Raw genomic sequence first — 11,845 nt, forward strand, 5'->3', positions numbered from 1 at the left:
GTAAAAAATAATCTAATGATTAATAATAACTAACTAGTTGCTGATATTCATGAGAACAGCAACTAGTTTTTTTGTATGTTACAAAGCCTTATAAACCGCGTTATTTCAGTCTAGAGGGCGATTATTAAAAGCGTCATTAATTGCTCATCGCAAGAAAATCTTAAACTTTTTTGCGGAATTTTTAGAAAGTGTGGTACTATGAACGTGTAATTTCTGTAAAAGCGCATTCACGAGAAGATTAATCAGGAGGGGTGATTTGATTTGGGAAAACAACACACAACGACTAAAATCATCACCGCTGGCGTTATTGGAGCTGCTGGCTTTGTACTAGCAGGTCCGCTTCAAGCCAGCGCTAAAACGGTAACTGTCCAGTCTGGTGACACAGTTTGGAGACTTGCCCACAAGTATGGTGTATCAGTTAGTTCAATTGAAAAAACCAATCATTTGCAGAGAGATACGATTTTTGCAGGTCAACAGATTGTTTTAGGGTCTTCGGTCACTAAAACAGCTGTGAAACAAGCACCTGTGAAGCAAACGGCTACAAAATCAACGGTAACGAAGTCAACGACAACCGTTAAACCGACAGCCGCTAAACAGACAACGATTAGGAAAGCGCCAGTTACGACTAAAGCCGGTGTTGCCCGCCACGTGGCAACATCTAAGACAACAGCCTCAGCCTCTACATACAAAGTGAAGTCAGGGGACACGCTGAACAAGGTTAGTGCAAGGTATGGCATGACTGCCAGTCAGTTGAAGGCCATCAACCATTTAACCACTAACGTCATTTACGCTGGTCAAAAATTAACGATCAGGGGCACTGCAGTACCAGCTAAGAAGAGTACTGCAGCCACCGTTAAGAAGACACCTGCTAAACAACAAACGGTAAACGCAGTCACTAAAAAAGCAATCGTTACTAAAACACCTAAGACAACTAAAACAGCGACGGCTAAAACCACTGCCGTCAATGCACCTAAAGCTAAGAAAACCGTTAAGGCGGACGCTGCTGGTGCATCCACTTCAGTAACAAGCTACGCGGTTAAATTAGCTTCCGAAAAGATTCCGTATACTTGGGGCGGATCCTCACTTAGGGGAATGGATTGCTCCGGGTTTACCAGTTATGTTTATGCCCATACTACGGGAACGACGCTACCGCATAACACCGTTGCACAAGAGTCACACGTCTCTGCGCACTCTGTTAGTTCAGCTACTCCTGGCGACCTCTTGTTTTGGGGCAGTAAAGGTGCAACTTACCACGTTGGTATTTACATCGGCAACAACCAGTTTGTTGCTGCGCCAGAGCCTGGTGAAAACGTTCAGATTCAATCGATCAGTCCCTACTTCAAACCAAGTTTTGCGGGTACTGTAAACGACTAGTTAAAGATGATTTATTGAGGCTCGAAGTCTGTTATTGACGTTCGAGTCTTTTTGTTTTGGGCTAGTTGGCTGTTTTTTAGCAAATTTTAATCCCGCTAGTCCCTAAAAACTTTCTTGCAAAATACGGTTCACAAACCTGAAGTTTGGTGTTATAGTCATTCTTGTTCTAAAAATACTTAAACTTGTTTTAAATTTATTTTGCAATTAAGAAGGCGTATAACTGATGAGTAATCGTTCAGAGATCCTCACCGAATATCGGCAAGTAAATGAGCAATTAGATGAATTAAAGGCTACGGAAGCGCGACAGGTTGAACCGTGTCATCACGAGACGATTACTATCGAGCCGAAATATGGTCAGCAGATGCAAAAGCTTTCAGCTAAGCATGACTATTTAAACATGATTCTAGAAGCAATGGCTGCTTCAGAAGATTAAGTTGAGTTTGAGTGATTCTGACAAATAATTGAATGAGAACTAAAAAACGGCATTAACAGCTAATTGACTGTTAATGTCGTTTTGTTATGCTGATTTAAATTGTTGGATCGATCCAGAATGGATATTGCTTGGTTTCAAAGTAAGTATCCCAGTAACGCCCACCCATATCTTCACCATCAACTTGACCATACTCGATAGAGGGGACGATCAAATGAATCTTGTTATTATGATAATGATGAACGGACTTGAGCTTTAAATGTTTGCCCATTGATAACATTAATGATATAAAAAGCAACTTGAAAATATTGGCCTTCTCAATCACAATTAAATCGAGATTGGGGTCATTGACAGAAGCAGATGGCGCAATCTTAACGCCGCCACCAAAGTAAGGGTGGTTCGTAACGGTTACGAGGTAGGCGTGGGGATAGATGTCCCGATGCTGGCCAATATGGACCGTCAGCGGGAAGGCTTCTTGGTTATAAAAGACGCCAATGATAACAGCTAGGTAACTGAGCATACCGATATGCAAGTGGTTTAAAAAGCCTTTAGTTGGCGCACTGTTAGCAGAGGTAACCACAGCGGCGTCAAAACCGATGCCGACGTTGTTTGTAAAGACCCCCTGGGCCTGTTTATTGGTATCGAAGTAGGAGCCGATTGTCAGCCAATTTTCGGCGGTACAGTTTAAGACCTGATCAAGTGCAGCGTGCCAATTTTTAGCCATTTTAACGCCTCTGGCAAAATCGTTGCCTGAGCCCACTGGTAGAGAAGCCACCGGAATCGGGTGCTCTAAATGAGCCTCAATTAATCCAGTGAGGGCCTGATGGAGCGTACCATCACCGCCAATCGTTAAGACCACAAAGCGGGGCTGCTTGGTAGGCGTATCGTCAGCATGGGCTTTGGCAAACTGATTTGCTAAAAGCTGCGTATGGCCAGCGTAGGTCGATTGCGTGACTTCATAATTCACGTGACGTTCATCTAAAACGGCCTTGATCTCTGGCCAAAGTTTTTTCACGCTGCCACCACCGGCAAACTCATTTAAAATGATGTAGTAACTAACAGACACCTAACTCATCCTCCAATAGCTTAAGCTTACAAAAATCATACTTTCTTATTATAGCCGACTTTGTATGTAGGAACTATATTGAAGTGCTAAGATTTCGTTAAAATATAGCAAAAGCAACACTCAGGGTCCTCTGAAAATCAAAACAGGCCAGTTACTTCAAAGAGTAGCTGACCTGTTTTAGTCTAACTGGTTTAATCCATAATTAGCATTGGTAAAATCATTGGGTGACGTTCAGTCTTCTCATATAAGAAGTTCTGCAGATCATCAATGATGGCGTTGCGAATTGAGGCTTCATTGGCTTTCTTAGAACGCATTGCGCGCCGGATAGTGGAGAACACCAGACGACGGCCCTCGTTCAACAGTTCGCCAGATTCACGCATGTAAACAAAGCCACGTGAGAGCAGATCCGGACCAGCCTGGATAATCTTATCATTCAGATTGATAGTTGCTACAACCACTACTAAACCTTCTTCAGAAAGCAGTTGGCGGTCACGTAAAACCACGTTACCAATATCGCCGATACCGCTGCCGTCGATGTAAACATCACCAGCAGTGAAGTGACCAGCAATTCTGGCGGAATCCTTCGTTAGGGCTAACACATCACCGTTTTCCATGATAAAACTATGGTCCAGTGGGACGCCGCATTGTTCAGCTAATTCGGTGTGGATCTTAAGCATCCGGTATTCACCATGAATTGGCATGAAGTACTTCGGCTTCATTAAGCGCAGCATTAACTTCTGTTCTTCTTGGCCACCATGACCAGAAGTATGGATGTTATTGACCTTACCATGAATGACGTTAGCCCCGGCTTCTTCAAGCTCGTTGATGACGTGGTTAACACTAATGGTGTTACCAGGAATCGGGTTACTTGAAAAGATCACGGTGTCGCCGGGCTGAATGGAGATCTGACGGTGAGTACCGTTAGCGATTCGTGACAGGGCGGCCATTGGTTCACCCTGAGAGCCGGTACACAGGATCATGACCTTATTGGCTGGTATGGAATGTAATTCGTGCGCATCGATGAGCGCATCGTCTGGGATATTCAAATAGCCCAGTTCACGACCGTTGACGATGGCGGCTTCCATGCTTCGGCCAAAGACCGCAATTTTACGGCCATGGGCAAGTGCAGTTTCACAGGCGGTTTCCATTCGAGAAATGTTCGAGGCGAAGGTTGCAAAAATAATGCGCCCATCGACTTGATCAAAGATCCGGCGAATTGATTTACCGACCCATTTTTCCGACTTAGTCCAAATCGGCTTTTCAGCGTTAGTGCTATCGGACATCAAGCAAAGGACACCTTCGGCACCAAGACGCGCCATCTTTTGCAGATCCGGCGGCTGGTTGGTAACGGGAGTCAGATCGAACTTATAATCCCCAGTCTGGACAATCACGCCAGAAGGAGTATGAACAGCAACTCCTAAGGTATCGGGAATTGAGTGGGTTGTTCGGAAAAATTCCACACTCGTTTTTCGGAACTTCAAAACGGTGTCATCACTAATTTCGTGAAGTTCAGCTGTTTTGAGCAAGCCGTGTTCGTCCAATTTGTTCTTAATTAGCGCAAGCGCTAGTGGTCCAGCATAGATGGGCACATTTAAATCCTTCAATAGGTAAGGCACACCACCAATATGGTCTTCGTGACCATGGGTGATGACTAGTGCTTTGATCTTTTGCTGGTTGGCAATCAGATAATGGTAATCTGGAATCACGTAATCGATTCCCAGTAGCTCATCTTCAGGGAACTTGATTCCAGCATCGATCAAAATGATCTCATCCTGAAATTGAATACCGTATGTATTCTTCCCAATTTCGCCTAAACCACCAACGCCAAAAATCGCTGTTTCATTGTTTTTGACGTTTAGTTTTTTCATTTATTGAACTCCGTCAACTTATAGTCCGGGTTTTCTTGTTCGTATTCAAGGAACTTGCCCTCAAGTGGTTCGATGAATTCGATGTTATGCTTGGTGTTATCAGAAACTAAAGCACGGGCTTCAACTTCTGTTTCAGCATCGATGTAAAGCGACTTCGTATCCTCACGTTTAGGATTACGAATTTGGTCTTCTTGATAGTAAACTTTAAAAATCATAATGAAACTGTCTACTTCCTTTCTATAAATACAGTAACTTACCGCATTGATCGATAAACGATCTTTATTTGTTCCGAACGTCTCGTTGTTAATGAACAACAGTTGGTAATATATTATCATATATGCTTAAAATTGTATAGTATCCTAATGGGAGAGTCCCGTAGTCCGGCCTGCTTTCATCAGACTTTTCGTACATTATGGGAGTAAAAATATGAATTGTGGTAAGATGAACTAAAAGGGAGGGGTTGTCATGGACCGAACAACAACGATTGTGATCGCCGTAGTAATTGCGGTCTGTTTATACCTGCTGATCCATCATGTGATCGTACGGCGAAACACGACAAAGGCGCAACGAGCGGCCTTAGAACAGACCAATGTCGCCGTTAAGGCAGCCCTTCAACGGTTGGCAGATGAACATTTTATTGTCAGCCCAGCCACCGTTTTGGATGCCAGCGCTATTCCGGATGGCTGGGGCCGGGGAGTCATGGCCTTTGAATACCTGCTGCTGATCGATCAGGTGACGGACGATCAGTTACCAATTTTAAGGCAGCGACTGAATCACGTTCTGGCAGAATTCTGTCAGGATCATCAAATTCCCTCAGCAGTCCAGCCCGGCGAATCGGCTTTTTTAGTGACGGATGCTTGGCGGCATACTAAACGGATCCATCTTGGTGTGGCTTACCTGGTTAATGAAGCTACCATTGAATACATTCAAGATCTGCACCGACTGGATCCGAAGACCAGCACTTCTAAGTCAGAATAAATCAATTAAAGTAGATCAATTACTAATCATTAAAAGGGCAGCTTGCTGTTCAGTCTTTTTGACTGAACGGCAAGCTGCCCTTTTTTAAAAGTTTTCAATTGTCTGAAAACTATTCAAACATAATCGTCCCTTCATCAACTTCATAGGGATTGTCATGGTTGATATGATCATAAAATAAGATGCCATGCAGATGATCGATCTCATGCTGGCAAACGATTGCGGGGTAATTTTTCAAACGTACTTTATGCGTTTCACCCGTAGTGTCTTGGTAGCGTAACGTAATTCTGTCGTGGCGAGGGACGAAACCTGGAACTTCCTTGTCCACTGATAAGCAGCCTTCACCCTCAGTTAAAGCACCGCTTTGCACCGAATGACTAATAATGACTGGATTAATGATCACATCAGTAAAGGGGGACTTAGTACCTTCTTCAGATGGAACTAAGACCGCCGCCATCATCTTGGAGGCGCCCACTTGCGGTGCAGCTAATCCCACACCGGCTCGCAAACCATATTTTTTACATAAATCTGGATCTTGGCTGACCTTTAAGTATTCCATCAAGTTGTCAGCTAACTTTTGATCTTCTTCTGACAGGGGAAAACTGACTTTAGCAGCTTCTTGTCGGAGAACCGGATCGCCGTCTCTGACGATGTCTTTCATTAAAATCACGAAAATTACCTCCGAAATTGAAAAAACTCGTACTCTAACAATAATTTTAGCATATTGCGCATCAAAAATGAAATTAAAAAAATGTGAATAAAAGTGCAAACACTTTTTCAGAAAAAATGGTTCTTACACCCATGGGCGACTACGTCCATTTTGCGATGTAAAAGTAATGAAAGGGCTTGCATGAATTCTGAAAGCGTGTTAATTTAAGGGTGTAGTCGAGAAAAGCAAACGGTTTCAAAATTATGAAAGAGGTTTTGAAACTGATTGCATACAAACGGAAAGGAAAGTGTTAGTTATGGCGAAGAAAACTGGGCAAGCAATTGATTTCGCGTCAATTAAAGCCACGATGAGCGATCCATACAAAAAGACATTCCAGATTGTTGATAAGGATGCCAAGATCGTGAATCAAGAACTTTTCGATACTTTTTCAGATGATCAGTTAGTTGATTTTATGAAAAAGATGGTTTGGGAACGTGCATTGCATGAACAAACAATGAACTTCTCTCGTCAAGGCCGGTTAGGATTTTACGCACCGACATATGGTGAGGAAGCAAGTGAAATGGGGTCAGTCTCAGCATTTAAAGATCAAGACTTCCTGTTCCCAGCCTATCGTGACTTGCCAGAATTAATTCAACACGGCGCTTCCGTTACCCAAGGCTTCTTATGGTCAAAGGGTAACGCCGTTGGTGATGACTACGGCGATCAACGTAACTGGTTCCCACAAATTATTATTGGGGCTCAATACGTTGAAGCTGCCGGTGCTGCTTTAGGTATCAAGAAGAACGGCGAGAAAGATGCCGTATCGTTCGTCTATACCGGTGATGGTGGTACTTCACAAGGTGACTTCTACGAAGGTGTTAACTTTGCATCTTCATTCCAAGCACCTGCAGTATTCATGGTTCAAAATAACGGCTGGGCAATTTCAGTTCCACGTAAGAAGCAAACGGCTGCTGAAACCTTAGCTCAAAAAGCGGTTGCATCAGGTGTTCCTTCTATTCAAGTAGATGGGATGGATGTTTTAGCAACATACATCGCTACTAAAGAAGCACGTGACTTCGCAGCTGCTGGTAACGGTCCAGTATTAGTTGAAACCTTAACTTATCGTTATGGTGCCCACTCAAGTGCTGGTGATGATCCTAGTCGTTACCGGACAAAAGAAGAAGAAAAGCCTTGGTTCGATGCTGATCCTTTGATCCGAATGCGTAAGATTTTAGGCGACAAAGGATTATGGTCACAAGATCAAGAAGACAAACTTACTGAGGAGTATAAGGACAGCTTCAAGAAGTCAATGAAAGAAGCTGAAAATACACCTACGCAATCAGTTGTTGATATGTTGAAGACGACGTTCGAAGAACCAACTCCACAAATCAAAGCTGATATTGCAAGATTCGAAGCAAAGGAGTCGAAGTAATCATGGCTAAATTAACTTATATCAAAGCGATCACCGATGGTTTGGACGTATGCTTAGGCGAAGATCCTAAAACGTTGATCTTCGGTGAAGATGTTGGTAAAAACGGTGGTGTGTTCCGGACGACACAAGGCTTGCAAGACAAGTATGGTGAAGACCGGGTATTTGATACACCATTAGCTGAATCAGGGATTTTAGGCTTAGCAATCGGGTTAGCTGCAACTGGCTGGCGTCCACTTCCTGAAATTCAATTTATGGGCTTTACTTTTGAAGCCGTTGACTCATTAGGCGGTCAAATGTCACGTGAACGTTTCCGCTTTAGTGGCAAGCGTTCAATGCCAATCACCGTCCGGACACCATTTGGTGGTGGGACTCATACCGCTGAAATGCATGCCGATAACCTTGAAAACTACTACGTTGGTACCCCAGGTCTGCGGGTCGTTACACCTGCTAACCCATACGATGCTAAAGGCATGATCATTTCAGCCGTTGAAAACAACGACCCAGTACTGTTCTTGGAAAACCTGAAGTTATATCGTTCAATGAAGGACGAAATTCCAGAAGGCAAGTACACCGTTCCGCTAGACACTGCTAAAGTGGCTCGTGAAGGTACTGATATTACCATTGTTGCCTATAGTGCTGAAGTTAATGAATCATTAAAAGTTGCTGACAAGTTAGCCAAGGAAAACATTTCAGCTGAAGTGATCGACCTGCGTTCATTATCACCAATTGATACTGATACGATCTTCAAGTCAGTTGAAAAGACTCACAAGGTAGTTGTCGTTCAAGAAGCTCAAAAGATGGCCGGTGTTGGTGCTCAGGTTACTGCTGAGATCGCTGAACATGCCATTATGGACTTGGATGCGCCAATTGGCCGTGTAGCTGCTCCAGATAGCGTTTACCCTTGGGCTCAAGTTGAAAACGACTGGATTCCAAACGCAGACGACATTGAAGCAAAAGCACGCGAAATTTTGAACTATTAATCTAACGACTATATTTTGTGAATAGAAAGGAAGTTTTCCCATGGCTTATGCATTCAAACTCCCAGAGCTTGGTGAAGGTATGGCCGAAGGTGAAGTTTCATCATGGCTTGTTAAAGAAGGGGACGCTGTTAAGGAAGACGACGTTTTAGTTGAAATCCAAAACGATAAGTCCGTTTCTGAATTACCATCACCTGTAGCTGGTACCATTAAAAAAATTGTTAAGCAGGAAGGTGAAACCGCTGAAATCGGTGACACTTTAGTTACGATCGATGACGGTTCACCTGACACTCCTGACGATGATTCATCAGATAAAAAGGCTGATGATTCAGCTAAGGAAGAGGCACCTAAAGAAGAAGCTGCCCCAGCACCAGCTGCTGCACCTGCAGCCGCTGCCGCTCCAGCAGCACCAACTGGTGTACCCGCTGCATCTGATCCAAATAAGAAAGTTTTGGCAATGCCTTCAGTCCGTCAATACGCACGTGACAAGGGTGTTGACATTACCGCTGTTACCCCAACTGGTAACCATGGTCAGATCTTAAAGGCTGATATTGATAACTTTAACGGTGCTGCCGCTGGAGCCGCTGCACCTGCAGCCGCTGCTGCACCTGCTGCTTCACCACTCAAGCCTTATAAAGAAGCAATTCCTGATCTTGAAACCCGTGAACCAATGTCAATGATGCGTAAAGTCATTGCTAAGTCAATGCGGAGTTCTAAGGATATCGCGCCTCATGTTACTTCATTCCAAGACGTTGAAGTTTCTGCTTTGATGGCTAACCGGAAGAAGTACAAGGCAATGGCAGCCGATCAAGACATTCATTTGACCTTCTTGCCATACATGGTTAAAGCAATTGTTGCCGTTATGAAGAAGTTCCCAGATTTCGATGCTTCGATTGACGGTACGACTGATGAAATCATCCACAAGCACTACTACAACGTTGGTATTGCAACGAGTACTGACCATGGTCTGTACGTTCCGAACATTAAGAACGCAGATTCCAAGGGTATGTTTGAAATTGCTAAAGAAATTGCTGATAACACCCAAGCTGCTAAAGACAACAAGTTGAGTGCTGACCAGATGTCTGGCGGTTCAATCACCATTAGTAACGTTGGTTCAATTGGTGGTGGCTTCTTTACCCCTGTTATCAATCAACCTGAAGTTGCTATCTTAGGTGTTGGTAAGATCGCTAAAGAACCATATGTCAACGACGATGGTGAAATCGAAGTTGGCAACATGCTTAAGTTATCATTGAGCTATGATCACCGTCTGATCGATGGTGCCTTAGCACAACATGCTTTGAACATGTTAAATGATTTGCTCCACGAACCAGAATTGTTATTAATGGAAGGATGACTCGCATATGGCAGATGTTAAAAAACTTGACACCGTCATTATTGGTGGCGGCCCCGGTGGCTATGTAGCTGCTATTCGGGCTGCTGAACTTGGCCAGAGTGTGACGGTAATTGAAAAAGACAAAGTCGGTGGTGTATGTTTAAACGTTGGTTGTGTGCCTTCAAAGGCCTTAATTAACGCCGGCCACCGTTTCCAGGATGCTAAGGATGCTTCAACCTTTGGGATTACCACTCAAGCGCCATCAATCGACTTTACGAAGACGCAAGACTGGAAACAAAAGAAGGTTGTTGACCGGATGACCAGTGGTGTCAAAATGCTGCTCAAGAAGCACAAAGTTGACATCATCGAAGGCGAAGCCGTACTTGATTCCAATACTAAGTTACGGGTTGTCTCAACTGGTCCTAAGCAATTTATGAGTGCTGACGACGGTTTGACCATCGAATTTAAGAACTTGATCATCGCCACTGGCAGTCGTCCTGTAGAAATTTCTGGCTTCAAGTTTGACGGTCGGGTCGTTGATTCAACTGGTGGCTTGGGCTTACCTGAAATTCCTAAAGAATTCGTTGTCATTGGTGGTGGCTACGTTGGGACTGAATTAGCAACTGCTTACGCTAATTTAGGATCACACGTTACGATCCTTGAAGGTACTCCATCAATCTTGCCTAACTTCGATAAGGACATGGTCAAAGTCGTCCTCAAGCAATTGAAGAAGAAGGGCGTTGATGTAATCACCAGTGCCATGGCCAAGAACGCTACCCAAGACGACAAGAGCGTCACGGTGACCTATTCCGTAGATGGCAAGGAATCAACTGTCAAAGCTGATTACTGCATGGTTACGGTTGGTCGTAAGCCAAACACTGACAACGTTGGTCTGGAAATGACTGACGTTAAGGTCGGCGATCATGGTTTGGTCGAGGTTGACCAGCAAGGCCGTACCTCCGTTCCAAACATCTACGCCATTGGTGATATCGTTGCCGGTCCAGCATTGGCTCACAAAGCCTTCTTTGAAGGTAAAACAGCTGCTGGTGCAATCTCTGGTAAGAAGACCGCTAACGACTTCGTTGGCGTTCCAGCCGTCTGCTTTGCAGACCCAGAATTGGCTACGGTCGGCTTGACACCAACTGAAGCCAAGAAGAATGGCACCGAAATTTCAACTGCAAAGTTCCCATTCGCTGGTAACGCACGTGCTGTTTCATTGGATCAACCAGATGGCTTCGTTCGTCTGGTAACAACTAAGGATGACGATCACATTCTGCTTGGTGCTCAGGTTGTAGGACCTGGTGCTTCAGATCTGATTGCTGAACTCAGTTTGGCACTTAACAGTGGTATGAATGCTGAAGACATTGCTTTGACGATTCATCCACATCCAACACTAAGTGAACCAATTCAAGAAGCTGCTGATGTTGCGATTGGTTACCCAACCCACATCTAAACTGACTTGTTTTGAAACGAAACAGAAAAGGACTAGGCTGTGTGCCCAGTCCTTTTTTGGGGTCTTTGTCAAACGGTGTTGATTAACGACTTGATTATATTTAGAGCTTTCTCTTCGGAGGAAGCTCTTTGTTGCTTACGGGATTTGAGTGGTCGAGATCGGAAATATCGGGACTTTGTACCCTTTAAGTGGATTTTGGGTACACTAAATAACCCTTTGTTCTAGGGGCATTCGCAATAGGGACTAAGCAGCGATTTGGAAGATTCGGATAAACATGTTTTCTTGGTT

11 protein-coding genes are annotated in these 11,845 nt (G+C 44.1%); 7 read left to right on the top strand and 4 right to left on the bottom strand.

What is annotated here, in order from left to right:
* Positions 1 to 261 precede the first annotated feature (261 nt).
* Positions 262 to 1,374, top strand: a complete 1,113-nt coding sequence (locus FFM73_RS04210; RefSeq protein WP_137630536.1) for a C40 family peptidase — start codon at positions 262 to 264, stop codon at positions 1,372 to 1,374.
* A 223-nt stretch (positions 1,375 to 1,597) separates the two neighbouring features.
* Entirely contained in the window at positions 1,598 to 1,807 is a 210-nt protein-coding gene (locus tag FFM73_RS04215) for a hypothetical protein (protein ID WP_137630537.1), read from the top strand.
* Positions 1,808 to 1,901: 94 nt separating this feature from the next.
* Here FFM73_RS04215 and FFM73_RS04220 read toward each other — a convergent pair whose 3' ends face one another.
* From FFM73_RS04220 to FFM73_RS04230, 3 genes are all read right to left on the bottom strand, one after another.
* Complete coding sequence (locus FFM73_RS04220; RefSeq protein WP_137630538.1) at positions 1,902 to 2,870, bottom strand: diacylglycerol/lipid kinase family protein; 969 nt, start codon at positions 2,868 to 2,870, stop codon at positions 1,902 to 1,904.
* Between the two features lie 191 nt (positions 2,871 to 3,061).
* The gene (rnjA, locus tag FFM73_RS04225) at positions 3,062 to 4,738 is read right to left on the bottom strand and encodes a ribonuclease J1 (protein ID WP_137630539.1); all 1,677 of its coding nucleotides are present in this window, start codon (positions 4,736 to 4,738) and stop codon (positions 3,062 to 3,064) included.
* Entirely contained in the window at positions 4,735 to 4,953 is a 219-nt protein-coding gene (locus FFM73_RS04230; protein WP_137630540.1) for a DNA-directed RNA polymerase subunit epsilon, read from the bottom strand. The genes rnjA and FFM73_RS04230 overlap by 4 nt, the downstream gene beginning before the upstream one ends.
* 250 nt (positions 4,954 to 5,203) lie before the next feature.
* On the opposite strand from FFM73_RS04230, the gene FFM73_RS04235 reads away from it, so the two are divergent.
* Complete coding sequence (locus FFM73_RS04235) at positions 5,204 to 5,716, top strand: hypothetical protein (RefSeq protein WP_137630541.1); 513 nt, start codon at positions 5,204 to 5,206, stop codon at positions 5,714 to 5,716.
* A gap of 109 nt (positions 5,717 to 5,825) precedes the next feature.
* Here FFM73_RS04235 and def read toward each other — a convergent pair whose 3' ends face one another.
* Positions 5,826 to 6,383: a peptide deformylase gene (gene def, locus FFM73_RS04240; RefSeq protein WP_137630542.1), complete on the bottom strand. Its 558-nt coding sequence runs from the start codon at positions 6,381 to 6,383 to the stop codon at positions 5,826 to 5,828.
* Positions 6,384 to 6,678: 295 nt separating this feature from the next.
* Between def and pdhA the strand changes: the two genes are divergently transcribed.
* The 4 genes from pdhA to lpdA are packed head-to-tail and all read left to right on the top strand — an operon-like array spanning position 6,679 to position 11,557.
* Positions 6,679 to 7,794, top strand: a complete 1,116-nt coding sequence (pdhA, locus tag FFM73_RS04245) for a pyruvate dehydrogenase (acetyl-transferring) E1 component subunit alpha (protein ID WP_137630543.1) — start codon at positions 6,679 to 6,681, stop codon at positions 7,792 to 7,794.
* A gap of 2 nt (positions 7,795 to 7,796) precedes the next feature.
* A complete protein-coding gene (locus tag FFM73_RS04250) occupies positions 7,797 to 8,774 on the top strand; it encodes an alpha-ketoacid dehydrogenase subunit beta (protein WP_054654676.1) in 978 nt (325 codons plus the stop codon).
* Between the two features lie 40 nt (positions 8,775 to 8,814).
* Positions 8,815 to 10,125 (top strand): 2-oxo acid dehydrogenase subunit E2, encoded by a 1,311-nt coding sequence (locus FFM73_RS04255; RefSeq protein ID WP_137630544.1) that lies wholly within the window; start codon positions 8,815 to 8,817, stop codon positions 10,123 to 10,125.
* Positions 10,126 to 10,132: 7 nt separating this feature from the next.
* Positions 10,133 to 11,557 carry a dihydrolipoyl dehydrogenase gene (gene lpdA, locus FFM73_RS04260; protein ID WP_137630545.1) on the top strand — a complete coding sequence of 475 codons (1,425 nt, stop codon included), beginning with the start codon at positions 10,133 to 10,135 and terminating at the stop codon, positions 11,555 to 11,557.
* Positions 11,558 to 11,845: the final 288 nt, after the last annotated feature.

It is taken from the genome of Secundilactobacillus hailunensis (genome assembly GCF_005405185.1).
GTDB lineage: Bacteria > Bacillota > Bacilli > Lactobacillales > Lactobacillaceae > Secundilactobacillus > Secundilactobacillus hailunensis.

Coding starts and splice junctions, on each gene's coding strand:
- FFM73_RS04215 (WP_137630537.1), top strand. CDS start 1,598: ATGAGTAATCGTTCAGAGATCCTCACCGAATATCGGCAAGTAAATGAG.
- rnjA (WP_137630539.1), bottom strand. CDS start 4,738: ATGAAAAAACTAAACGTCAAAAACAATGAAACAGCGATTTTTGGCGTT.
- FFM73_RS04230 (WP_137630540.1), bottom strand. CDS start 4,953: ATGATTTTTAAAGTTTACTATCAAGAAGACCAAATTCGTAATCCTAAA.
- FFM73_RS04235 (WP_137630541.1), top strand. CDS start 5,204: ATGGACCGAACAACAACGATTGTGATCGCCGTAGTAATTGCGGTCTGT.
- pdhA (WP_137630543.1), top strand. CDS start 6,679: ATGGCGAAGAAAACTGGGCAAGCAATTGATTTCGCGTCAATTAAAGCC.
- FFM73_RS04250 (WP_054654676.1), top strand. CDS start 7,797: ATGGCTAAATTAACTTATATCAAAGCGATCACCGATGGTTTGGACGTA.
- FFM73_RS04255 (WP_137630544.1), top strand. CDS start 8,815: ATGGCTTATGCATTCAAACTCCCAGAGCTTGGTGAAGGTATGGCCGAA.
- lpdA (WP_137630545.1), top strand. CDS start 10,133: ATGGCAGATGTTAAAAAACTTGACACCGTCATTATTGGTGGCGGCCCC.